This window comes from Polaromonas sp., assembly GCF_029945925.1.
Taxonomy (GTDB): domain Bacteria; phylum Pseudomonadota; class Gammaproteobacteria; order Burkholderiales; family Burkholderiaceae_C; genus Polaromonas.
In genome coordinates this window covers 24,908-48,210 of the sequence record NZ_JAQSDN010000026.1, presented here as the reverse complement: position 1 = coordinate 48,210, position 23,303 = coordinate 24,908, and the positions used below count along the sequence as shown (strand labels likewise).

The 23,303-nt window shown below is 66.8% G+C and carries 22 protein-coding genes; 8 read left to right on the top strand and 14 right to left on the bottom strand.

The window, feature by feature from the left end; all coding sequences use genetic code 11:
• Window positions 1–317: 317 nt before the first annotated feature.
• The 6 genes from PSV40_RS06745 to PSV40_RS06720 form a co-directional block, all read right to left on the bottom strand.
• Window positions 318–626 (bottom strand): hypothetical protein, encoded by a 309-nt coding sequence (locus PSV40_RS06745; RefSeq protein ID WP_300535830.1) that lies wholly within the window; start codon window positions 624–626, stop codon window positions 318–320.
• A gap of 301 nt (window positions 627–927) precedes the next feature.
• Window positions 928–1,389 carry a GNAT family N-acetyltransferase gene (locus PSV40_RS06740; RefSeq protein ID WP_300535827.1) on the bottom strand — a complete coding sequence of 154 codons (462 nt, stop codon included), beginning with the start codon at window positions 1,387–1,389 and terminating at the stop codon, window positions 928–930.
• 34 nt (window positions 1,390–1,423) lie between these two features.
• Entirely contained in the window at window positions 1,424–2,395 is a 972-nt protein-coding gene (locus PSV40_RS06735) for an alpha/beta fold hydrolase (protein WP_300535824.1), read from the bottom strand.
• A 26-nt stretch (window positions 2,396–2,421) separates the two neighbouring features.
• Window positions 2,422–2,898 carry an OsmC family protein gene (locus tag PSV40_RS06730; protein ID WP_300535822.1) on the bottom strand — a complete coding sequence of 159 codons (477 nt, stop codon included), beginning with the start codon at window positions 2,896–2,898 and terminating at the stop codon, window positions 2,422–2,424.
• Window positions 2,895–3,812 carry an alpha/beta hydrolase gene (locus tag PSV40_RS06725; RefSeq protein ID WP_300535819.1) on the bottom strand — a complete coding sequence of 306 codons (918 nt, stop codon included), beginning with the start codon at window positions 3,810–3,812 and terminating at the stop codon, window positions 2,895–2,897. Before PSV40_RS06725 ends, PSV40_RS06730 begins: the two co-directional genes overlap by 4 nt.
• A 2-nt stretch (window positions 3,813–3,814) precedes the next feature.
• Window positions 3,815–4,315 carry a nuclear transport factor 2 family protein gene (locus PSV40_RS06720; protein ID WP_300535817.1) on the bottom strand — a complete coding sequence of 167 codons (501 nt, stop codon included), beginning with the start codon at window positions 4,313–4,315 and terminating at the stop codon, window positions 3,815–3,817.
• Between the two features lie 154 nt (window positions 4,316–4,469).
• Here PSV40_RS06720 and PSV40_RS06715 point away from each other — a divergent pair, with 154 nt between their 5' ends.
• A complete protein-coding gene (locus PSV40_RS06715; protein ID WP_300535814.1) occupies window positions 4,470–5,453 on the top strand; it encodes an LLM class flavin-dependent oxidoreductase in 984 nt (327 codons plus the stop codon).
• A 180-nt stretch (window positions 5,454–5,633) separates the two neighbouring features.
• Here the strand turns inward: PSV40_RS06715 and PSV40_RS06710 are convergent, their stop codons facing one another.
• The gene (locus tag PSV40_RS06710; RefSeq protein ID WP_300535811.1) at window positions 5,634–6,071 is read right to left on the bottom strand and encodes an FKBP-type peptidyl-prolyl cis-trans isomerase; all 438 of its coding nucleotides are present in this window, start codon (window positions 6,069–6,071) and stop codon (window positions 5,634–5,636) included.
• Window positions 6,072–6,370: 299 nt separating this feature from the next.
• Window positions 6,371–7,186, bottom strand: coding sequence for a hypothetical protein (locus PSV40_RS06705; RefSeq protein ID WP_300535809.1), 816 nt, complete (start codon window positions 7,184–7,186; stop codon window positions 6,371–6,373).
• Between the two features lie 206 nt (window positions 7,187–7,392).
• Here PSV40_RS06705 and arsA point away from each other — a divergent pair, with 206 nt between their 5' ends.
• Window positions 7,393–9,207 (top strand): arsenical pump-driving ATPase, encoded by a 1,815-nt coding sequence (arsA, locus tag PSV40_RS06700; protein ID WP_300535806.1) that lies wholly within the window; start codon window positions 7,393–7,395, stop codon window positions 9,205–9,207.
• Here arsA and PSV40_RS06695 read toward each other — a convergent pair.
• Complete coding sequence (locus PSV40_RS06695) at window positions 9,202–10,086, bottom strand: LysR family transcriptional regulator (RefSeq protein ID WP_300535803.1); 885 nt, start codon at window positions 10,084–10,086, stop codon at window positions 9,202–9,204. The genes arsA and PSV40_RS06695 overlap by 6 nt on opposite strands.
• A gap of 96 nt (window positions 10,087–10,182) precedes the next feature.
• On the opposite strand from PSV40_RS06695, the gene PSV40_RS06690 reads away from it, so the two are divergent.
• A complete protein-coding gene (locus PSV40_RS06690; protein WP_300535801.1) occupies window positions 10,183–11,223 on the top strand; it encodes an epimerase in 1,041 nt (346 codons plus the stop codon).
• Window positions 11,220–12,389, top strand: a complete 1,170-nt coding sequence (locus PSV40_RS06685; protein ID WP_300535799.1) for a nitroreductase family protein — start codon at window positions 11,220–11,222, stop codon at window positions 12,387–12,389. Before PSV40_RS06690 ends, PSV40_RS06685 begins: the two co-directional genes overlap by 4 nt.
• Window positions 12,390–12,413: 24 nt before the next feature.
• On the opposite strand, the gene PSV40_RS06680 is transcribed toward PSV40_RS06685, so the two are convergent.
• Genes PSV40_RS06680 through PSV40_RS06670 form a run of 3 tightly spaced genes read right to left on the bottom strand, consistent with a single transcriptional unit; the run spans window position 12,414 to window position 14,702 of the window.
• Window positions 12,414–13,658, bottom strand: coding sequence for an MFS transporter (locus tag PSV40_RS06680; RefSeq protein WP_300535797.1), 1,245 nt, complete (start codon window positions 13,656–13,658; stop codon window positions 12,414–12,416).
• A 7-nt stretch (window positions 13,659–13,665) separates the two neighbouring features.
• On the bottom strand, window positions 13,666–14,175 hold the full coding sequence (locus PSV40_RS06675) for a CinA family protein (protein WP_300535841.1): 510 nt from the start codon (window positions 14,173–14,175) through the stop codon (window positions 13,666–13,668).
• On the bottom strand, window positions 14,169–14,702 hold the full coding sequence (locus PSV40_RS06670) for a phosphatidylglycerophosphatase A (protein ID WP_300535838.1): 534 nt from the start codon (window positions 14,700–14,702) through the stop codon (window positions 14,169–14,171). The genes PSV40_RS06675 and PSV40_RS06670 overlap by 7 nt, the downstream gene beginning before the upstream one ends.
• A gap of 694 nt (window positions 14,703–15,396) precedes the next feature.
• Here PSV40_RS06670 and pgaA point away from each other — a divergent pair.
• Genes pgaA through PSV40_RS06650 form a run of 4 tightly spaced genes read left to right on the top strand, consistent with a single transcriptional unit; the run spans window position 15,397 to window position 21,698 of the window.
• On the top strand, window positions 15,397–17,760 hold the full coding sequence (pgaA, locus tag PSV40_RS06665) for a poly-beta-1,6 N-acetyl-D-glucosamine export porin PgaA (protein WP_300535794.1): 2,364 nt from the start codon (window positions 15,397–15,399) through the stop codon (window positions 17,758–17,760).
• Window positions 17,757–19,892, top strand: a complete 2,136-nt coding sequence (gene pgaB / locus PSV40_RS06660; RefSeq protein ID WP_300535791.1) for a poly-beta-1,6-N-acetyl-D-glucosamine N-deacetylase PgaB — start codon at window positions 17,757–17,759, stop codon at window positions 19,890–19,892. Before pgaA ends, pgaB begins: the two co-directional genes overlap by 4 nt.
• Complete coding sequence (gene pgaC, locus PSV40_RS06655; RefSeq protein WP_300535788.1) at window positions 19,889–21,166, top strand: poly-beta-1,6-N-acetyl-D-glucosamine synthase; 1,278 nt, start codon at window positions 19,889–19,891, stop codon at window positions 21,164–21,166. Before pgaB ends, pgaC begins: the two co-directional genes overlap by 4 nt.
• A complete protein-coding gene (locus PSV40_RS06650; protein WP_300535786.1) occupies window positions 21,156–21,698 on the top strand; it encodes a PgaD family protein in 543 nt (180 codons plus the stop codon). Before pgaC ends, PSV40_RS06650 begins: the two co-directional genes overlap by 11 nt.
• 62 nt (window positions 21,699–21,760) lie before the next feature.
• Here PSV40_RS06650 and PSV40_RS06645 read toward each other — a convergent pair whose 3' ends face one another.
• Together PSV40_RS06645 and PSV40_RS06640 are read right to left on the bottom strand one after the other, a co-directional pair.
• The gene (locus PSV40_RS06645) at window positions 21,761–22,657 is read right to left on the bottom strand and encodes an alpha/beta fold hydrolase (RefSeq protein WP_300535783.1); all 897 of its coding nucleotides are present in this window, start codon (window positions 22,655–22,657) and stop codon (window positions 21,761–21,763) included.
• Window positions 22,658–22,664: 7 nt separating this feature from the next.
• Entirely contained in the window at window positions 22,665–23,162 is a 498-nt protein-coding gene (locus PSV40_RS06640; RefSeq protein ID WP_300535780.1) for a LysR family transcriptional regulator, read from the bottom strand.
• Window positions 23,163–23,303: the final 141 nt, after the last annotated feature.

The window sequence follows — 23,303 nt, the reverse complement described above, 5'->3', positions numbered from 1 at the left end:
ACCGTCAACGCAGCAAGGTGCTCTTTGGCCAGGGCTTATTCAGCGTAGCCCTAAAGCCCACAAGCCCTGCGGCAGATCCCACCACGTAGCAACCGATGGCGATGCCAAAGCAAACCAGAGCGCCGCCGTGAAACCCCCTGATTTGACGCTTCGCACGCACGGGCGTATCAGGGGCCGGCGAAAGAAACTGCGCGTCACATTCGCCGCACTGCTGCGACAGAGGTTTTACGAACGCACCGCAAGCAGGACATCTGGCCATTGCGGTCTAACGTTGAAGGCCAGGCGCGGCCAAGGGCCGTCGCCTCTGGGCCGACCAGTTAAACCGCTTGCGCATAGACCAACTTTCCGTCACGGTGGACCCTCGCTTCGTGGTACGGGTAAACATGGTTCCCACAGTGCTCAGTGAACACTGCAATTGCGCGCTTTGCATCACTCACAAGGTGTAGGGCGCACTCGAACTGCACGACTGAACCATCCATCAATTCCACCCGCAATTTGCCGTGGGGGAATTCAAACCAAGGGCGAACAGGCGACAGCACTTCTTCGGCGGTTTTCTGGAAGTAGGTAGCCAGCTCGGGCGCCCACTCGCGTTCAATCTGTTGAGCTAATGCGGCAACGGGATACATGCGGTTTAACGTAATGTCGACCGCAAAACCTGCGGTTTAACTTGGTCATCAAAATCTCCTGCAAATGGCGTGGCTGTTGGGTTTTACCGCAATACGCTGCAAATTCATACAGGTATAAAAAATTTGCGAAACACCGCAAATTCCCTTTTTGCACTTCCCGACGCGCAGGTCAGGCAAATTCAATAGTCTTTTTGGGCTTCAGCCCAATGGGGACGGGCGCAAGCAGCTATCTATTTTGTAGCAGATCAAGCTAGCCGCTGGACGTCACAGGTCCATGGCAAGCAGCACCGTCGCGTGGCTTTCAAACCTCCTGCGAATAAACGATGAAGCCCATGTGTTGGGCCACCTTGTCATAAAGAAGCCGGCGGGCTGAATTGGTGGTGTGTGTTTGCCAGTACACCCGTTTGATGCCCGCTGCCTTTGCCTGCGCGTACACACCTTCGATCAAGGCGCGCCCGACACCCTGGCCGCGAATTAGCGGATCGGTGAACAGGTCCTGCAGGTAACAGGTGAGCTCGATGCGGGTGGTGCTGCGGTGGTACAGGTAGTGGGTCAGGCCGCAGAGCTTGCCGTCGCGCTCGGCGACCAGGGCAAAGACGGGTTCGGCTGGATCAAAAAAGCGCTGCCAGGTGATTTGCGTGATTTCCGGGGCCAGCGCGGTCTTGCCTTCGCGGCCGTAAAAGGCGTTGTAGCCGTCCCAGAGCGGCGTCCAGGCGGTGAAGTCGGTTTCGCGGAGCGGGCGAATCAGAATGGCAGAGGCCATGGGGTCGGGGGGGCTGGTTGTTAATGGCTTGTTGTCAAGGGGCGGATTTGCCTTCGTAGACGCGCGCCAGCAGCAGTCCGAAAGCGGGCAGGCTGGCGGCCGGCGTGGGGCGAAGCACGCCTTCGGCTTGCAAGATGGCAATCAGCTTTTTGGGGGCCACCTGCTTGTCGCCGACGATCTCGACATGGCCCGCATCGACTTCCACCCGGCGCGCCCGCGTGTCGGTTTCCACCAGCGGGTTGCGCTGCTCCGCCAGCGAAAAAATGTCGTCGCCTTCCACACAGCGCCCGTTTTCTTCACGCCGGCAAGTGCCGCTTTCGTTGGTGTCTATCTTCAGGTAGTTGGCCACTTGTGGCGCCAGGGCACCGGGCTCGCGAATGAAGGACGAGGAATAGGTGATGTCGGCCCATTTCGGGCCTGTCACCAGGTAACAGCTCAGCGGCACCATGCCCAGGGTGAGCGGGTAGAGCCAGGTCTTGCCGCAAGTTCTGGCCGACTCGATGCCGGCAAAAGGCCCGGAGATGGTCACCAGGCGCACATCGACAGCGCGGCCCGAGGGCGCTGCGCCGAAAGATTCCGTCATCGACCTGCGCGCAACCAGCGCGCCCTGGCTGTGGCCGATCACCGTGACCTGGGGGACCCTGGATTGCGCCGCGAGCTGGCCGACGGCGTGCCTCAGCTCGTCGGCAACTTCGGCGAGCCTGGCACGGTCGTCATAGGTGAAACAGGCCGTTTGCTGGCCGTGAAAGGCCAGCACCTGGGCCAGCCCCCGAAACTGGCCGGAGGAGCCAAAGCAGCCATGCACCAGAATGTGGACCGGCTGGGTCGAATCAATACGCAAGGTGCGGTCCGGGCTGTCGGTGCAGGGGCCGAGGCCGGGAATGTTCAGGCTGATGTCCGGCGACGGCAGGCGGCCCGGCTCGAGATCGGCGGGGTTGAGCGCTTCGCGCGAAGCGCAGCCGGCCAGCAGGCCGAGAAGGGCGATGAGAATGGCGATGTGTTTCATGTCTTCCTTTCAAGCATGGCGTCGGCTCATGCCAGCGTACCGTACACCGGCTCGCAGCGCACCTCGGTCTTGACCGAGTTGGCGATGAAGCAGGCGTCGTGTGCCTCATGGTGCAGCCGGTCCAGCTCTTCGCGGGTCGGCTGGCGTTCGCCGGAAAACTCCACGTCGGGCCGCAGGGTCACCAGGGTCATGGCCATTTTTCCATCAGCATTCCTTTCCATGACCCCTTCCGCGGCGTCGAAGTAGCGGTCCACGCAGAATTTTCGTTTGGCCGCAATCGACAGGAACCACAACATGTGGCAGCTCGACAGCGAGGACACAAAGGCTTCCTCCGGGTCCAGCGCCGAGGCGTCGGACATTGGCAGCGGCACCACATGCGGTGAGGACGAACCCGGCACCTCCAGGCCCCCGTCAAAACGCAGCAGGTGCCGGCGGCTGTAGCGGTTGCCCGCAAAGTCGCCTTCGTTGCGCAGCCATAAAACTTCAGCGGTGTAGTGCGTCATGGTGATTTGAAGAAGGTGTGCAGGGCGTGCGCCGTTTCCAGCGGCAGCTCTTCGGGGATGAAATGCCCGGCCGGCAAAGCCTGGCCGCTGACGATGCCGGCGCATTGCGCCTGCCAGAGGTCGAGCGGCTGGAACAGCTGCTGCACCACACCGCGCTCACCCCACAGAACATGGGTGTCGCAGGCGATCTTGCCGCCGCGCGCCCGGCTCTCGCGGTCGTGCACCAGGTCGATGCCGGCGCTGGCGCGGTAGTCCTCACAGGCGGCGTGGATCGCCTCGGGTGTGCAGAAGCAGCGTTCGTATTCGATCAGCGCCTCGGGTTCGATGTAGCTCAGGCCCCGGCTGCCCCAGCCGCCGAGCTTGGCGTGCAGGTAGGCGACGGCGCAGCCGCCAATCATGGTTTCGGGCAGGGGGGTGGGCTGGATCAGGTGGAACCAGTGGTAATACGCGGTGGCAAAACGCATGTCGGTGGCGTTGTACATGTCCAGCGTGGGTGCAATGTCGATCAGGCACAGCCGGTCCACGCGCCCGGGGTGGTCCACGGCCAGGCGGTGCGCCACGCGGCCGCCGCGGTCGTGGCCGCACAGGCGGAAGTTGCCGCGGCCCAGCGCGTCCATCACACCGATGGCATCCTGGGCCATGTTGCGTTTGCTGTAGTTGCTGTGGTCGGGCAGGCCGGCCACCTTGGACGAGTCGCCGTAGCCGCGCAGGTCGGGCAGGACCAGAAAAAAGTACGCCTGCAGCGCCAGCGCCACGCGGTGCCACATCACATGGCTTTGCGGAAAACCGTGCAGCAGCAACAGCGTCGGGCCGGCGGCATTGCCGCCGTAGCGGGCGAAGATGGAGGTGCCGTTGACTTCGAAGTCGCGTGCTTCGAAGCCTTCAAACCAGGCCTGCGGCAGGGTGGAGGCCATGCTCAGTGCCCGCCCTGTTTGCGGCGCGCCAGGTAGGTGTGCAGGTTGGCCGCGGCCGTTTTGCGGACCTTGCTGCGCAGAAAGGGCGTCCAGCCCAGCAGCAGGCCCGGTGTGCCCAGCGCCTGGCGCGCCCAGGCCCAGAAGTCGAAGCGGTCACGGTGGGTGGCGATCAGCCCCTGCGGCGTAAAGGTGAAGCGCCCGTCGATCACGTTGTGCACCATGCGCCCGGTGGCGCTGAAGCGGTAGTGGGCCTCCCAGTGCGCCTGGCCGGCGGCCGCATCGGCCTTGACTTCGCTGTAGTCGAGTTTCCACACCTCGCGCCCCCTGGCCCGGGTGGCGTCGCACAACATGTGCCACATGCCCGTGACCTGCTCGTGCCCGCGCAGCGAAAACGCCTCGTCGTCAAAGGACGCGTCGGGCGCATAACACTGCGCCATGGTGTCCGGGTCCAGGCGCGCAAAGGCACTGTAGAACTTCTCCAGGGTCTGCTCGTTGGGGTGCATAAACGCTTTCGGAAGTGAGGGCGCGCGGCGGGGATCAACCCGCGAAATCGTACACCGTCCGGGTGCGCCTGCGCAGCGACCTGTAACAGGGGGCAGGCACCCCGGCGACAGGCCGGGCATTGATAATGCGCCAACGCGACCCATCTGCTCCACCATGATCCCATTTTCCGTTCTGGACCTCTCCCCCATCGTGGAGGGCGGTGACGCCGCGCAGTCCCTGCGCAACACCCTGGACCTGGCGCAACACGCCGAACGCTGGGGCTTCCAGCGTTACTGGCTGGCCGAGCACCACGGCATGGCCGGCATTGCCAGTGCGGCCACGGCGGTTGTCATGGCGCATGTGGCCGGCGGCACCTCGCGCATCCGCGTGGGTGCCGGCGGCATCATGCTGCCCAACCATTCCCCGCTGGTGATTGCCGAGCAGTTCGGCACCTTGGAATCGCTGTTTCCCGGCCGCATCGACCTCGGGCTGGGCCGGGCGCCGGGCTCCGACCAGGCGACGGCACGTGCGCTGCGGCGCGACCTGAACGCCGACCCCAACGAGTTTCCGCAGGACGTGGTTGAACTCATGCATTACTTCGAGCCGGTGTCCGAGGGCCAGCGTGTGCGCGCCGTGCCTGGCGCCGGCCTGAAGGTGCCGGTCTGGATTCTGGGCTCCAGCCTGTTCGGCGCGCAGCTGGCGGCCCAGCTCGGCTTGCCGTTTGCGTTTGCCTCGCACTTTGCCCCGGCGCAGATGATGCAGGCCATCGAGGTCTACCGCGGCCGCTTCCGCCCCTCGGAACAACTGGCGCGCCCCTATGTGATGCTGGGCTTCAATGTGTTTGCGGCCGACAGCGACGAGCAGGCGCAGCTGCTGTCGTCGTCGATGCAGCAGGCCTTTGTCAACCTGCGCAGCGGCCGGCCTTCGCGCCTGCAGCCGCCGGTGGCCGGCTACGAGGAGCGCCTCACGCCGCCCGAGCGCGCCATTCTGGAACAGACACTGTCGTGTTCGGCCATAGGCGCCCCGACGACGGTGCGCCATGCGCTGGAAGCCTTTGTGGCCCGCACCGGCGCCGACGAGCTGATGATCACCTCCCAGATCTTCGACCACAAGGCGCGCCTGCGCTCTTACGAGATCACTGCGGGCCTGCAGGACTGAGGCTGGTCGGAGGACATCCTTCGACAGGCTCAGGACGATCGGACAGGAAATGAGCCAGCGCGGCGGCTTTCAAAACAAGCAGGGGCCGCGGGTCCGGCTTTGCCGGCCCGCAGGCGCAGCGGCCCCCCCGGGGGGCAGCGTATTACACGCAGCCGAAGGCGAAGTGAAAAGCGTGGGGGCTTATTTCTTGACTTCCAGCAGCTCAATCTCGAACTGCAAGGTTGCATTGGGCGGAATCACGCCGCCTGCGCCGCGCGAGCCGTAGGCAATCGCCGCCGGGCAGGTCAGCTTGGCCTTGCCGCCCACTTTCATTTTCTGCACACCTTCGGTCCAGCAGGGGATCACGCGGTTCAGCGGAAATTCCGTGGGTTCGTTGCGCTTGTAGGAGCTGTCGAACTCCTTGCCGTCCGGAAAGCTGCCGCGGTAGTGCACCTTGACGGTGTCGGTGGCGGCCGGGCTGGCGCCGCTGCCGTCTTTCAGCGAGCGGTAGACCAGCCCGCTGGCCGTGACGGCCGCACCGGCCTCCTTGGCGGCAGCGGCCGCAGCCGCATCGGCTTGCGCCCAGGCGGCGGGCAAAACAAACAATGACAAAACGCTGGCGCAGAGGATGGATCGCATGAAAATTCCTTAGGGGATGGTCAGAAAGGCCGATTGACTTGGTGCAGCCATGTTAGCGCGGTGCAAAAAGTTGCATGAAGCGAGTGAGCGGGAATGAGCAACCGCGGGGGTCTTCATATCAGCCGGGGCCGCGGATCTGGCTCCGCCAGTCCGCAGGCGCAGCGGCCCCCCGGGGGCAGGGCGCTACACGCAGTGAGCAACCGTGGGGGCCCTGTTTTTCCGCAGGGCCGCCCCAAGGAAAAATGCGCCCCCTCGGGGGGCAGCGCAGTACGCGAAGCGACAAGCGTGGGGGCCAGGTTCTACCGCGGCGCATCGCGCAGCAGGTCCCGGTTGTCGTTCCACCAGGGGTCGTTGACGCCTTCGAGCAGCTTGTCGAAGGCAAAAGCCTTCTGGCTGATCACCAGCCGGGCCGCGCAACGCCGCACGGCGTGAAAGGATTCGTCCGTGCTGTCCAGGAGCGGGCAGCGGGCGCTGAGCTTCTGGAAATAGTAGGGCGGCCAGGTGCCGGTGGTGTTGACCTCCTGTCCGGACAGCCAGTACACCCCGTCGGTGCGGCCGGCCCTCCAGCGCTCGTACACCGGCGCGGGCAGGCCCTGCTTGAAAAGGTAGTTGCGCAGCCGGTCGGTGGGCGCCTTGTCCCGCGCGGAAGCCGGCGGTTGTTGCAGGCCAATCCGCCCGGCGGGCAACAGGCGCCAGGCGCCCGCCAGCCAGACGATGGCACAGGCGCCCGCGCAGTCGGCGGTGGTGACCGTGTGCGGGTACAGGGCGGCCAGGGTGTCGGCCAGCAGCAGGGCTTCCGCGGTGTCGCCGCCTGAAATGGCCAGTTCGACCCGCCCCAGGGCGTGCCAGGCGTCAGCCGGTTTGCGCCGCACCAGCTCGGTCAGGCGGGCAGTGTCGCCCGGAGCCAGCTCACCGCTGATTCTCAGGCTGCGGGCCACACCGGCCAACGGGCCGTCGGGGAAGGGGTTGCTGTAGCTGAACTCCAGCGCGTGGGCGCAAGGCAGGGCCAGCAAGGACCCCAGCAGGGGCAGCAGCAACATCGGTGCGGGGCCTGGCACGCGGCCGGTCGCACCGGAGCGGTGCCAAAGCGTCTGGAGCCAGCGGGGTATCAGCATTCAATCCTTGTCAAACCCGTCAGCCGCGCTGTGGGTGCTTCTGTCCAAAAAACAAAACAACTTTACACGTCCCGCCTCTGCGGCGCTGCAGGGCAAGGCCTACTTTACACAGCCCGCAAAACCCTTCACCACGAAACCCTGGCCACTGTCGGCCTGGCGTTGATCTGCGGCAAGCCAGCCTGGCGCCCGTGTGTCATCCTGTCGCCATGAACACAGCCACCGAGTCTGCCCCGGGTTTTCTTTCTGGCGCCACGCGTTTTCTTTTTTTTACCGGCAAGGGCGGGGTGGGCAAGACCTCCTTGTCGGCCGCGTCGGCCATTGCACTGGCTGATGCAGGCCGGCGCGTGCTGCTGGTCAGCACCGATGCCGCTTCCAATCTCGACGAGATGCTGGGCGTGCCGCTGCGCAACCAGCCGGTGGACGTGCCCGGCGTGCCGGGTCTTGCCGTGCTCAATATCGACCCCGACGCGGCCGCCGAGGCTTACCGCCTGCGCGTGCTCGCCCAGCTGGAAGCCGATGCCAGCGAGGACGAACGTGCCACCGTGCGTGAGCAGCTGTCCGGCGCCTGCACCACCGAGATTGCCGCGTTCGACGAATTTGCCGCCTTGCTGGCCCAGGAGGGCGATGGTTGGGACCACGTCATCTTCGACACCGCGCCCACCGGCCACACCTTGCGCCTGCTCAGTCTGCCCAAGGCCTGGAGCGGTTTTCTGGCCGGCAACGACCGCGGTGCCTCCTGCCTGGGCCCGCACTCGGGTCTGAAGATGCAGGAAACGCGCTTCAACGCCGCCCTGGCCGCGCTCAGCAACGCGGCCATCACCACCGTGGTGCTGGTGACGCGGCCCGACCCGCGCCCCATGCAGGAGGCCGCGCGCACCGCCGATGAGCTGCGCACCCTGGGGCTGTCCAATCAGCGCCTGGTGGTCAACGGCGTGTTTCACGCCACCGTGCAGGAGGGCGGCAAGGTGGACCCCACCGCCCGGGCCGTCGAGGCGCTGGGCCTGCAGGCTCTTGCGCAGATGCCCGACGCGCTGGCGCACCTGCTGCGCGACGAGGTGCCGCTGCGCGCTTTCGACACCGTGGGCCTGCCGGCGTTGCGTGCGTTGTTGGGGGTCGGTCCGATGCCGGCGACCGTGACCGATGCTGCTGCAGGTGTGGCCCCCTTGCCGGCCGAGCCGCTGTCCCGCCTGGCCGACGAACTGGCGGCCCTGGGCCACGGCCTGATCATGGTGATGGGCAAGGGCGGCGTCGGCAAAACCACCATTGCCGCAGCACTGGCCGTGGGCCTGGTGCAGCGCGGCCACAGCGTGCACCTGACCACCACCGACCCGGCCGCCCATGTGGCCGAGACGCTGAACGGCAGCCTGCCCCACTTGAAGGTCGGCCGCATCGACCCCCAAGCCGAGACCCAGGCCTACATCGCCAAAATCATGGCCACGCGCGGCCAGACGCTGGACGAACAAGGCCAGGCGCTGCTGCTGGAAGACCTGCAGTCGCCCTGCACCGAAGAGGTGGCGGTGTTTCATGCCTTCAGCCGCGTCGTCAACGAGGCGCGCAGCGCCTTTGTGGTGCTGGACACCGCGCCCACCGGCCACTCGCTGCTGCTGATGGACGCCACCGGCGCCTACCACCGGCAGATGATGCAGCAGTACGAGGGCAGCAGCAACGCCGTGCACATCATCACGCCGCTCATGCGCCTGCAGGACGCGTCCATGACCCACGTCATCCTGGTGACCCTGCCCGAGGTCACGCCGGTGAGCCAGGCCGCGGCATTGCAGGACGATTTGCGCCGCGCAAAAATCGAGCCCTGGGCCTGGGTCATCAACAAAAGTGTGGCCGCCACCGGCACCACCGACCCGCTGCTGCAGGCCCGCCTGGCCGGCGAACACCGCCAGACCGCGCGTATTGCCGGCGGCCTGGCGCGCCGCACGTTTGTGCTGCCCTGGCTGGCCGAGCCGCCGGTGGGCGTGTCGGCCCTGGGCGCGCTGGCTGCGCCTGCCGCCCAGGCGGCGAAGTCATAGCGCCTTCGGCACCGCCTGGCTCAAAAAGTCATACACCGCGCGAATGCGGCGACTGGTGCGGATTTCGCGGTGCACGGTGAGCCAGATCGGAATCGGCGGCACCTTGATCATGGGCAGCACGGCGACGACGTTCCTGTCGGTGGCGGCCAGGTAGTCGGCGATGAATCCTATGCCCAGACCGGCGCGCACGGCCTCCCAGTACGCGATCAGGTCGTCGCAGCGAAACGCAAATGCTTCGCGTGTGACCGGCAGGCCAAAACCCGCCATGCCCTTGAGAATGGCCTCGTCGCGGTCGCTGCCCACCAGTTCGTGGTTCAGCAGATCCTGCGGCTGCTTCGGCGTGCCGCGCCGGCGCAGGTAGTCGCGGTGCGCATAAGTGCCCAGCGTGACCTTGGCAATGCGCTTGACCACCAGGCTGGCCTGGTCGGGCTGCACCATGCGCAGCGCGATGTCGGCCTCGCGCCGCAGCAGGTTGCTGACCGCGTTGCTGGCCACCAGCTCGACCTGGATGTCGGGCAGGGCCAGGCGCATCTGCGCCAGGATGGGTGGCAGCACAAAACAGGCCACCGGCTGGCTGGCGGTGATGCGCACCGTGCCCGAGATGCCCGGCTCCAGGCCCGACACGTTGCGCGCGAGTTCGTTGGCGGCGTTGTCCATAGCGCGGGCCGACTCGGCCAGCTGCAGCGCCGTGGCGGTGGGCAGCAGGCCACGCCCGGTGCGCTCGAACAGCAGCACGCCGAGCTGGGCTTCCAGCTCGGCGATGTGGCGGCCGATGGTGGGCTGGCTGGCGCTGAGCACGCGCGCCGCAGCCAGCAGGCTGCCCTGGTCCAGCGCCGCCAGGAAGGAGCGCACCAGGCGCCAGTCGAAGTTGTTATTCATGAGTGAATACCTGATGTGAAGCGTTAGGGGATTGTCGAACAGCTGGCAGGTTTCCACAATCATGCCGACGTCCACCGCTTTCTTAAGGAGATTTCCATGACTGAGTCTTCCACCGTTCTCATCCTCGGCGCCCGTGGGCGTTTTGGCCTGGCGGCCACGCGCGCCTTTGCCCAGGCGGGCTGGCGGGTGTTCGCCCAGCTGCGCCCGGGCGCCAGCGGCCCGGTGATTCCCGGTGTGGTGTGGCTGGCCGCGCAGCCCGGCGATACGGCCCGGCTCGCCGCCGCCGCACATGGCGCCGCGGTGGTGGTGCAGGGGCTCAGTCCGGTGTACACACACCAGGCCTGGCGCCGGGACCTGCCCGGCTTGACGCAGGCCGCCATCGACGTCGCGCGAGAACTCGGGGCCTTGCTGATGCTGCCGGCCAGCGTCTACAACTTTGGCGCGACCATGCCGCCGCTGCTGCGCGAGGACACGGTGCAGGCGGCCAGCACCTTCAAGGGCGGCCTGCGTATCGCCAGCGAAGCGCAGGTGCGCATGGCCACGCAGGATGGCCGCATGAAGGCGGTGGTGATTCGCGGCGGTGACTTTTTTGGCAGCGGCACCGGCTCGTGGCTGGACGAGGTGATGGTCAAGGCGATTCAAGGCGGCAAGTTCACCTACCCGGGTCCCCTGAACGTGCCGACCGCCTGGGCCTGGCTGCCCGACATGGCGCGCAGCTTTGTGGCGGTGGCCGGGCAGCGGCATCGGCTGCCGGCCTTCGAGACCCTGCACTTTGCCGGCTACAGCCTCACGGGGCAGGACTGGGCCGATGTATTGGCCGACATTGCGTGGGAGCGCGGCTGGCTGCCCGCCGGCGGCAAGCTGCGCACCCGGTCGCTGTCCTGGCCGATGATGCGGGCGCTGAGCTTGGTCATGCCGAAAATCGCGGCGCTGTGTGAAATGCGCTACCAGTGGCACACGCCACATGCGCTGGTCAACACCCGCATGGCCGCCCTGACCGGCGCCGAGCCCCACACGCCGTTTCCCGAGGCGCTGCGTGCGGCACTGGCAGAGCTGGGCCTGTTGACCTCGCGCAAGGAGGTGGCGGCAAAAGGCGCTACGGTGACGGCACAAGCCTTTGAACGGAGCGTCTCATGAACCTGAACCGCAGAAACTTTGTTCGCATCGCCGGTGGCGGGGTAGTGCTGGGCGCCACAGCCGGCTTGGCCGGCTGTTCATCCGAGCTGCCGCCCGAGGCGATTGCTGCCTGGAACGGCCCCGCGGCTGACACCGTGGACGTGCGCCACTGGATCCTCAGCTACGCCATCCTCGCGCCGCACTCGCACAACCTGCAGTCCTGGCTGGTGGACCTGCGCCAGCCCGGCGAGATCATGCTGTACTGCGACCTCACGCGGCTGTTGCCCGAGACCGACCCGCAGTCGCGCCAGATCATGATGAGCCAGGGCACTTTTCTGGAGTTGCTGGACCTTGCCGCCAAACAGAAAGGCCTGCGCGCCGACATCACCCTGTTCCCGCAAGGCGAGTTCGGTCCGGCCACGCTGGACAAGCGACCCGTTGCGCGCATCGTTTTGGCCGCAGATGCCGACATCAAGCCGGACCCGCTGTTTGCCGACATCCTCAAGCGCCACACCAACCGCGAAGCCTATGAGATGCGCGAGCCCGCAGCTGGTGCCCTGCAGGCCATTGCCGCCAGCGTTGCGCCCTTTCCCATCCGCACCGGCTTCGTGGGGCCCAGCCAGCCGGACCTGCTGCAACAACACCGCGCCATCGCCATGGAGGCCTGGCGTATCGAGCTCGTCACGCCGCGCACCGTGCTGGAGTCGTTCAAGGTGCTGCGTGTTGGCCCGAGCGAAATTGCCGAGCACCGCGACGGCCTCACCATCAACACCCCCATGGTGCGTGCGCTGACGGCGCTCGGCCTGTTCGACCGCAGCAAGGCGCCAGGGCCGGATGACACGGCCACCACCGGCCAGATCAAGGATTTCAATACCAAGATCGCCGCGACACCGGCGTTTTTCTGGATGGTGACCGAAGGCAATGCGCGTACCACCCAGGTCAACGCCGGCCGGGCCTATGCCCGTGCGCAGCTCGCGGCCACCGCACAGGGCCTGGCCATGCAGCCGCTGTCGCAGGCCTTGCAGGAGTACCCGGAACAGGCCAAACCCTATGCCGACATCCATGCCCTGCTGCAAGCGCCACAGCCACGTTACACGGTGCAGATGTGGGCGCGGCTGGGTTATGCGCCGAGAGTCGGCCCGTCGCCACGGCGCGGTTTGCAGGCCCACCTCATCACTGCCGCTTAGCGAGGGGCCGATCGGGCCAGCGCGTTATGCCGCGTGCGCCTGGGCTTTCATCGGGCTGAGCGTGCGGCGCAGCAAAAAAAACACGACGGCGAAGTTCAGCAGGTTCCAGGCAATGCCATTGAGAAAAGCAGCGTTGTAGGAGCCGGTGAGGTCAAACACCTTGCCCGACATCCAGCCACCCAGCGCCATGCCCACCATGGTGAACATGATGACGGTGCCGACGCGGGCGCCGGCTTCGGCAGCGGGAAAATGCTCGCGCACGATGATCGCGTAGCTCGGCACAATGCCGCCCTGAAACAGGCCGAACATCGCCGAGATCACATACAGCGAGACCATGCTGTCAAACGGGATGAACAGCAGCAGCGCCACGGTTTGCAAGGCCGAGCCCAGCAGCAGCGTGCGCAGCCCGCCGATGCGGTCGCAGATGGCGCCGGAAATCAACCGGCTCACAATGCCGCAGGCCAGCATCAGCGACAGCATTTCAGCGCCACGCGCCGCGCCGAAGCCGAGGTCGGTGCAATAAGCCACGATGTGCACCTGCGGCATGGACATGGCCACGCAGCAGGACAGGCCGGCCACACCCAGCAGCGCCTGCGCCTGGCCCAGCGTCAGGCCGAAAGGCCGGTCGCTGGCGGCGACACCCCGGACAGTGACCGGCGCCAGCGCGAGTGCCGGCGGGCGCTGGCGCATCAGCTGGGCCAGCCCCAGCATCGCCAAGCTGCAGAACACGGCCAGTCCCCAGTAGGTCTGGCGCCAGCCCACGCTTTCCACAAAGTGCTGGATGATGGGCGGCCAGAGGGCTCCGCCCAGGTAGTTGCCGCTGGCGCACACCGCCACGGCAATGCCGCGGCGCCGCACAAACCACAGCGAGGTGTCGGCCAGCAAGGGCGAAAACGTGGCGGAGCTGCCCAGCAGGCCAATCAACACACCGTGCGCCAGCGCAAACAGCCAGACGCTGCCCGACAGCGCGGCTGCGCCGAAACCCAGGCCCATGCCGATAGCGCCCACACTGAGCGGCAGCGCCACACCGAAACGGTCAGCCAGCCGGCCCATGAGCATGCCACCTATGCCAAAGCCGACCATCAGCAGGGTGTAGGGCATGGAGGCATCGGCGCGCGCCACGCCGAAGTCGGCCTGCACCGCCGGCAACACCACGGGCACCACATACATGCCGGCGGCGCCGACGGTCATCAGCGCCAGGGTGACCAGCAGGCGGCGCCAGGCCGTGGCCGAGTCAATCAGATGGGCAGCAGCAGGGATGGCGCGCATGAGCGGCTCAGTCCAGCAGTTCCACCAGCCGCCGCAGCGCATGTTGCACGGTGGCCGCACGCACGGCCGCGCGGTCGCCGTCGAAACGCTGCATCTCGCTGCTGAGCCGGCCGTCCACCATGAAGCCGAACCAGACCGTGCCCACCGGTTTGGCGCGGCTGCCGCCGGTGGGGCCGGCCACACCGGTCACCGCCACGGCGACCCGGGCCTGGGAATGCCTGATGGCGCCTTGCACCATGGCGCGCGCGACTTCTTCGCTGACGGCGCCATGGTCGGTGATCAACGCCGCATCCACGCCCAGCATGTCGGTCTTGGCCTCGTTGGAGTAGGTGACAAAGCCGCGCTCGAACCAGTTGCTGGAACCCGCCAGATCGGTACAGGCGGCGCTGATCATGCCGCCGGTGCAGCTTTCGGCGCTGGCCAGCAACCAGCCTTTTTTGAGAAGCAAATTGGCCAGCAGCCCAACCAGGGCGGGCGCAGGCAGCTCACCTTTTGATAGTGAAGAAGGGCTCACCAGAAGCTCCAGGCGGCGATCACCAGCAGCGTGCAGAACGCCGCCGCGAAGTCGTCCAGCATGATGCCGAAACCACCGCGCCAGCCAAAACCCTTGAAGGTCCTGTCGGCCCAGGCCATGGGCCCGAACTTCACCGCGTCAAAAAAGCGGAACAGCACAAAGGCCGCGAGCTGGCCCCACAGGCCCGCCGGCATGACCAGCCAGAGAATGAGCCAGAAGGCCACGACTTCGTCCCAGACGATGCTGCCGGGGTCGGCCACGCCCATGTTTCTGGCCGTCACCGTGCTGGCCCACCAGCCCAGCAGCGTGGCCACGGCAATCAGCAGCCCCATCTGCGGCGTACTCAGCCAGGGCGCCATCGCCAGCCAGGCCAGCCAGGCCCACAAAGTGCCGGCCGTGCCGGGCGCCACCGGGCTCAGGCCCGAGCCGAAGCCCAGCGCCAGCAGGTGGGCCGGGTGCGCCAGCATGAAACGGGCCGTGGGGCGCCGCGGGACAGGGGTGGCCGCCGTAGCCGGCGCGGAAGTGAACATCGGAGGAGCGTCGGGCAAACGGGTCATGGATCTGAGGCTGCTGGTCGGTTGCTCGAGCCGGCAAACCAGGTGGCCTGCTTGTCGATGCAAGCCCGATTATGGGCAGGCCCGCGGGGCGCGGCAACCGCTGCGGCATGTGCCCGTCGCTGGAAGCCCGGCACCCGACCGTCCGTCAAAGTAAAAATGGCCGCCAGTCCTTGTGGGGCGGGCGCAGATTGCTATGTTATTAATAGCGAAGGCGTTGACCGGCAAGCGGACGGGGATCACCCGCCGGCCGCGCGGCGCAGCAGCCGATGCCGGAAGGGCCCGTGGACCTGGCTTTTTTGGTGCGGCCCTTGCGTCTGTTTCAAATGGTTGCATTTGTTGCGGATAGCGCATGTAACGAATGGTCACGGCACCCGATCGCCCATGTCGTCATGCCGTACAGAAGGAAGGCGCCCCGCGCAGGAGCCCGCCGAAAGGGTCCGGCTGCCGGGCCAATGCCTCAAACAGAGCACCCTGGACAGGCGATAGGCAAGCCGCAGCGGGCGTTCTAACCTTCTCTTCAACATGTGCCGGGATTTGCTGACACGCCTTCAGAACAACGGCGAGAAGCAGGCCCCCGGTGATGGCAGCGAGCCCGGAAAAAGTCACAGAACCACACCGGGATTTCCTTTCGTTGCATTGATTGACGTGGTCAGAAAAAAGGGAGTGTATGAAAGTCCGCCTAACCCGCGATGGGAAACGTCCTGCCAGGACAGCGCTGCGGCCGGGCGCCTGGTCGGTGGCACTGCTGTGTGCGCTACCTGCCTCGCCGGTGCCGGCCGTGCCGGCTCTGGCCGCCGATGTCCAAGGCGCCGCCTGCGACTGGAAGAGGCGCGACGAGGCCCTCCACACGGGGGGCTGTGCGCGGCCGCTGGCCGTGCCGGTCCTGCAGCGGGCCCAAGACGCGCTGGCCGGCCCCCTTGATGCCGAACGAGAGCCGCTGGCGTTTGACGTCATCACCCTGGCCGCCGCAGACCCTGACGCCGCCGCGCCGGCCCGGGCTCTCACGAAAGAATTGCCGGCCGCGGCGGTGGAAGCTGCGGCAGCACCGGCTGCAGGTACCGGACTTGCCCAGGCGGACGGCCCGCGGCTTCAACCGTTTTTGGGCAACACGCCCGTCGAGGGCTGGCGACGGGCAGACAGTGACACGCGCCAGGATGCTGCGCCGCTGCTCGCAACAAGTGTTGCCGCCACCACCGCCTGGGAAGAGGCCGAAGCCGCAGAGCGCGCGGCGCCGGGGACTTTCACATCCCTGCAACTGATGACACTGCAGCAGGAGGCGCTGGCCCAGCAACTGCGCTGGGCCGTGGCCGCACGTGACCAGCGCATCGGCATGGTTCGCTTCGAGGCCCTGGACCGTGTGCTCGAAGCCTTCGCGGGCGCTGAACTGCGGCAGAAGGCCGCCGCAGCCCAGGCTGCCCCCGCCGATGCAGCCGCCTGGAATGACCTGTCCGTAGCCCTGTTGTCGGACCGCTTGCTGGCGCTGCTGGAGCGCGGACGGCCGGCTGAGACGATTGCGCTGTATGAGACCCTGCGCGCCTCGGGCGCGGTACTGCAACCCTATGCCCTGGTGGCCGTGGCTGACGCGCTGGCGCAGCAGCGCAGGTCGGTCGATGCCGTTGCGCTGTACGAAACGGCGCTGCTTGACGAGGGCAGCGGCCGGCGGATGCCGGTGGAGGCCTACTTCGGGCTGATCTACGCCTACCTGGATACCGGACGCTTCGAGGAGGCCGAGTCGCTGCTGGCAAAACTCGAGGCCGACACGCCGCCCCTGCTGCGCCTGCCGGCCGTGGCCGGGCGGGCCAATCCCGAGTACTCGAGCGTGAAAGGCATGCGCGGCTTTTTGCTGATGTACACCGGCCGCGTGGAAGAGGCCAGACAACACTTCGATGCCCTGATCGAAGAGGCCCCGTTCAATGCCGGCTACGCCCAGGGGGCGGCAGAGGCCGAGCTGCTGCGCGGCCATCCGAGGGCGGCGCTGGCGCAGCTGGAGGCGCTCAGTGCGAACCATCCCTACGACCGCAACATCCGCGCCGACTACGCCCAGACGCTGCTGACACTCAACGAATTTGCTGCCGCGCGGCGCATCGGAGAGTCGCTGGCAGCCGACTACCCCGACTCCACCTTCCAGCGCAAATTTGAACGCCAGCAGCGTGCCGCCACCGGTGCTTTTCTCGAGGTGGCCGCCGGCCTGGACACCGGCGGGGGCAACGCACTCGCGGACCGGTCCTGGAGCCTGGACACCCGCCTCAGTTCCGGCCTGCTCGGCGACGAATGGCGGGTGTTTTACGACCAGATCCTGGGCCGCGGCGAAACCGGGGACGAGCGGGCGCGCTGGGCGCGCGGCGGCCTCGGCCTGGGCTGGCAGCGCGGGGGCTGGCTGGCCGAAGGCAAGGTCCAGCAAGCCAACCAGGGCCCGTACCGCAGCAGCGCCGCGGCGCTCGTCAGTTACCGCGCCGACGACCACTGGCTGCTGTCCGCCACCGCGGATGGCAACAGCAAGGACGTGCCGTGGAAAGCGCGGGCGGCCGGCATAGGCGCCCGGGACGCCGGTGTCAGCGCAGCCTATATGGTCGACGATGGCCGGCGCTTCGACGCGTCATGGCAGCAGGTCAGGTTCAGCGACACCAACCGGCGCAATGCGGCGTCCGCTTCCTGGCGTGAACGCTGGGTCAGCGGCCCGCGGTTCCAGCTGGAGTCGCTGCTGGGCGGGTACGCCAGCCGCAATAGCCGCCAGGACACGCCCTACTTCAGCCCGGCACGCGATGCCAGCGTGCAGCTCTCCCTGCGCGGTCAGTGGCTGAGCTGGAAAAGCGACGACCGCCAGTTTTTCCAGATCCTCGAGATTGGCGGCGGCCGCTACCACCAGGTCGACTTTGGCAGCAAGCCCATGTGGGGCCTGCGTTATGAACACCAATGGAACCTGGGGCCCAAGCTGCAGCTGCGTTATGGCCTCAGCCTGTCCCGTCATCCCTACGACGGCGTCAGCGAGCGGCAACGGGGTATTTTCGTCAGCCTTCTGGTGCCACTATGAGCCCGACCAATCTTTCCGCTGTTCTGCAGGCCTATGGGGCCTGGCGCCTGTTCGGCTTCCTTGCCGCTTGCGTGCTGCTGGCCCTGCCGCCGGCGGGCGCGCAACCACTGCCGCCCGAGGACCCCGAGGATGGCCAGACTTTTCGCGTGTTGTCCTTCCATGACGTGCGCGACAACGTGCGCGCCAGCTTCGAGGACGACCCGGAGGAAACAGCCATCGACGAACGCACGCTGACCGACGTGTTTGCCTGGCTGGCCCACAACAAGTACCAGCCGGTCAGCCTGCATCAGATCGTGGATGCACGCGCGGGCCGCCAGCCCCTGCCGCGCAGGCCGGTGCTGCTGACATTCGACGACGGCTACAGCAGCGTTTACACCAAGGTGTTCCCCCTGCTGCAACGCTACCGCTACCCCGCCGTGGTCGCCCTGGTCACCAGCTGGCTGGAGGTACCGGACAACGGCAGTGTTCCCTACGGCGCCAGGCAGTTGCCGCGCGACCGTTTCCTGCGCTGGGATCAAGCCGCGGAGATGGTCCGCTCGGGCCTGGTAGAACTGGCCAGCCATACCCACGCGATGCACCAGGGTGTGCAGGCCAATCCCCAGGGCAACCTGTTGCCCATGGCGGCCACCCACCGCTACGACCCCGCCACCGGCCGCTACGAGGACGACGCAGCGTATGTCCAGCGTGTCGAGGCCGACCTGCGCCTGAGCCGCGAGTTGATCGAGGCACGCACAGGCGCAAAGGTGCGCGCCACCGTCTGGCCCTATGGGGCCTACAACGCGCGGGCGTTGCTGGCCTCGGAGCAGGCGGGCATGCCCATTGCCATGCGGCTGACCGATGGCCCGAACAGCCCGGACGTGCCGCTCAGCGAAATCCGGCGTGCCCTGGTGGTCTACAACCACCAGGCTTCCGACTATGCCGGGCTGCTGCGTTCCAGGGTGGAGGGACGGGCACAACAGGTCAACCGGGTCATGCATGTGGACCTGGACTATGTGTACGACCCCGATCCGGTGCAGCAGGAAAAAAACCTGTCCGTCCTGATCGAGCGCGTGGCCACCGTGGCACCCTCCTCGGTTTTCCTGCAGGCCTATGCCGACCCGGATGGCGACGGCGTGGCCGATGCGCTGTACTTTCCGAATCGCCACCTGCCGGTACGCTCCGACCTGTTCGGGCGCGTGGCCTGGCAGCTGAAAACGCGGGCCGGCGTCAACGTTTATGCCTGGATGCCGGTCATGGCCTTCCAGCTGCCGGAGAAGAACCCGGTCGCCACAAAGATCGTGGTCGCCCAGCGCGACAACAGTGTCGTTGCCGCTCCCGCTCCCGGGCGTTACCACCGCCTGTCGCCCTTTGACGCCGGCGCGCGCGCGCTGATTGGCGAAATTTACGACGACCTCGGCCGCCATGCTGTTTTCAACGGCGTCCTGTTTCACGACGATGCCACGCTCTCCGACGACGAGGACGCCAGCCCGGCAGCACTGGCCGCCTACGAACGCTGGGGCCTGCCCGGAGATGTAGCGGCGATCCGGCGCGACCCGGTGCTGATGGCGCGCTGGACCAGCGCCAAGACCCAATACCTCATCGAGTTCACCCAGCAACTGGTTGCGCGGTTGCGGGCCTGGCAGCCGGTGCTGATGACGGCCCGCAATCTCTACGCCGGGCCGCTGCTCGATCCGACGGCAGAGCAATGGTTTGCGCAAAACTACGAAGCCTCGCTCGCTGCCTACGACTACGTGGCCCTGATGGCCATGCCCCGCATGGAAGGCCAGAAGGAGTCGACAGCCGGGGCCTGGCTCAGCCGGCTGGCCTGGCGGGCGGCGACCACGCCGCATGGTCTCAACGGCACGCTGTTCGAACTTCAGGCGATCGACTGGCGCACCGGCAAGCCGGTGTCCGACGCCGAGCTGACGCAGCAGTGGCGCCTGCTGCAGCGCCAGGGCGTGCGCCACATCGGCTACTACCCGGACGACTTCCTGAAGGATCAGCCGACGCTCAAGACCTTGCAGCGCTCGCTGTCGGTGCGCTCGCTGCTCAAGCGCTCGGTGCCCAACGGATCCTCGCCGCAAATTGTGCCCCCGCAGCCCGCGGGCCAAGGCACGCTTACAGCGGGTGGCGAAGCAGGAGCGCAGCCATGAGCAACGCATACTTCCTCTCGCACACGCTGCCAGTCCTGCTGTTCGGCTTTGTGTTCTATTACCCTTTCTTCATGGCCTACGTGTGGATGGCCGGTGGCCTTGCCCATGCCTGGGTTTTCGAGCGGCGGCGCGACGTTGCCATCGACCCGCTGGCCGCGTTGCCGGCCACGCCGCTGGTGACCGTGGTGGTGCCCTGCTTCAATGAGGCGCCGCACCTGCGTGAGGTCATCGAGCAGCTGATGCGCACGCGTTACCCCAACTACGAGGTGATCGCCGTCAACGATGGCAGCACCGATGGCACGGGCACGCTGCTGGACGCCATGTCCCGGGAGTACAGCCGCCTGCGGGTCATCCACAACGCCAGCAACCAGGGCAAGGCTGTCGGGCTGAACACCGCCTGTCAGCTGGCGCAGGGTGAATTCATCCTGGGCATCGACGGGGACGCGCTGGTCGATGTCAATGCCATTGCCTGGATGCTGATGCCCATGCTGCGCTCCGAGCGCATAGGCGCGGTCACCGGCAACCCCCGCATCCGCACCCGAACCACCTTGCTGGGCCGGATGCAGGTGGGCGAGTTCTCCTCGATCATCGGGCTCATCAAGCGATCGCAGCAGCTGCTGGGCGTGCTCTTCACGGTGTCCGGTGTGATCGCGATGTTCCGTCGGCGCGCGGTGCTGGAGGTCGGCTTCTGGAGCCCCGACGTGCTCACCGAGGACATCGACATAAGCTTTAAGCTGCAGCTCGCGGGCTGGCGCCTGTACTTCCAGCCCTGCGCCCTGTGCTGGATCCTGATGCCGGAAACGCTGCGCGGACTGTACCGCCAGCGCCAGCGCTGGGCCACCGGCGGCATCCAGACCATGATGCGCTACAGCGGCCGGATCCTGCAGCCGCGGCAATGGCGGCTGTGGCCAATCTACATTGAATACCTGACCAGCGTGGCCTGGGCCTATGCGATGGCTGTGGCCGTGGTGTTCTTCTTCATGAGCCCCTTGTTGCCCGACGATTCGGCCTGGCGGTCCAGGCTGCTTCCGCACTGGCAGGGCACCCTGCTGGCCATGACCTGCCTGCTCCAGATGTTCCTGAGCTTGTGGATAGACCGCAGGTACGACCGCAACCTGCTGCGCTACTTCGTTGCAACGATCTGGTATCCGATCGCCTTCTGGGTCATCACCATGTTGACCACCGTTATCGCCCTTCCCACCGCGATGGCACGCCGCCGGGGCAAACGTGCCGTCTGGATCAGCCCTGACCGAGGAGTTTCCAATGCGCCCTGAAATTTTTGCTCCCCCTGTGTTGCCTGAGGCCGGCAAGCTGCCGCCCGAACGCCTGCCGTCCTGGGGTCAGCCCGAGGTCGACGAGCCCATCATCGATGCCGCACGCATTCCGCTGCATGCATTCGGCGCAGGTCGTTCGAGGCGGCGAACGCTGGCGATGTATGCCTGGTTGCGCGTCGTCCGACCGTCCCTGACCCTGGCGGTCTGGCTCGTTGCGCTCTGGTATGCCTGGCCCCATGTTCTGGGCGTGCCCTCGCAGCCCGAGGTCCTCGAGCTTCTGGAACTCTATGCCTTCATCGTCAGTGTCATCCTTCTGTTCATGCTGGCCATTGCGCCGCTGCGGCACATGCAGCACCAGCGTGAGCGCGCGTCGGAGGACCGGGAGCCGTCCTCCCTGTTCGCCCTGGCGACCTACATTGAGGTGCCGCCTTTGCGCCTGCTGGCGTGGCAGCTGACCAAGCAGCTCATCGTGCGGCACAAACCCGACGGACACCTCGAAGATGCACGGGATTCGAGCATCGGCGACCTGTAGCAGCTGCACTTGATAAAAAGGGCCTGCAGCCCAATGAGGGTGTGCGCAAGCAGCTATGTTTTTCATAGCGATCTAAGGGGTGGGCTTTCTTCCAGCACCGCCCGCAACACGGCATCAAAGGCCTGCGGCTGCTCGAACTGCACCCAGTGGCCCGCATTGTCTATCCAGTGCATGCCCCGAAAGTTGGGCGCCGACCGCAGCGCCAGCGCCAGCGCTTCGTGCCGTTCGCGGTACAGCGCATCTTCGCGGCCGTAAATCGCGTACACCGGGCAATGGATGTCTGCCAGTGTCCGCGCCAGCACGTCGGTGTAGGCCAGGCGGCGGCCCTTCATGCGGTCGCGCAGCGTGTTGTCGCTGTGCACACGCAGCGCCAGCGCGGTGATGGCCTCGGGCCGGTAGAGCATCAGCGCGGCGAGGTTTTTGCGGTGCACGGCCTCGCGTTCGGCCGGGTCGGGCAGGTGCCGCCAGGCCGTGAGCGTGACGGTGTTTCTCGACGCCACGCCCAGACCGGGCGAACCAACCAGCACCAGACGCGCCACGCGCGCCGGCCACTGCGCCGCCAGAAAGCCGGCGACCATGCCGCCGAAGGAAAAGGCCACCAGGTCGCAGGCGGCATCGCCCAGCAGCACCTGCAGGCCCGCTTGCACCGGCGCAGCCAGCGCGTCGGCGTCGTTGCCGCTGGCGGGCGGCGCCGAGTCACCAAAACCCGGCAAGTCGGCGGCCAGCACCTGGCGTCCACTGCCCACCAGCGCGTCGATGTTGCGCAGCCAGTGGGTCCAGCTGCCACTACCGCCGTGCAGCAGTACCACGGGCAGGTGCGGCGCGCCGGCCGAGGCCTGATCGGGCTGCCACCGGTGCCAGACCATGCTGCCGCTGCCGCAGGGGGTTTCGAGGCGGGTGGCACTGGCCAGCAGGCGCTGGACGTCGGGGGGCGGGGCGCTTGACGTGTCGGTTTGCATCAGGGGGTTATACCCCCAGCGGGCTGAACACCCTCGGCGTGGGCAAACCAGCCGGCCCAGTGGTCCAGGCAGGCCCTGATCCTGGGCAGAGGGTCCCCAGGCTGCTCGTCCACAAAGTCAGTTCCACACACAGTTTGGGTTTGGGGTGGCGCGCGTGAAGGCTCTCGAAGCTGGGGATCAGCAGGCACCCGGCCACCACCGTGCAGGCTGACACGCGCACCCGGCCGCTGGCCTGGCGCGACTGGCTGGCAAACTCGCCCTCCAGCTCGTCCCGCGTGCCGGTCAGGCGCCGGCAGTATTGCAAAAAGGTCTGACCCTCGACGGTCGGCGTCAGACCGTGGGTGGAGCGGTGGATCAGCCGCGCGCTGCAGGCTGTTTCGATGCGCACCAGCGCACGCGAGACCTGGCGCACCGGAACGTCACGCTCGCGCGCCACGGCCGAGAGGGTGCCGAGCTCGGCCACACGGGCAAACAGGTGCATGTCGTCGAAGCAGAGGTCGCGCATGGCGTCATGGAACCAGCCGCAGGCGCCCCTGCCTTTGCAGCGAGCGTAAAACCCAATTGCACGCCGCGCTGTTTCCCGCGGGCGAGGCCTTGCCTACAGTTGCCTGCACCAGCCACAGCCGGCCACCGATGGGGGTTATGG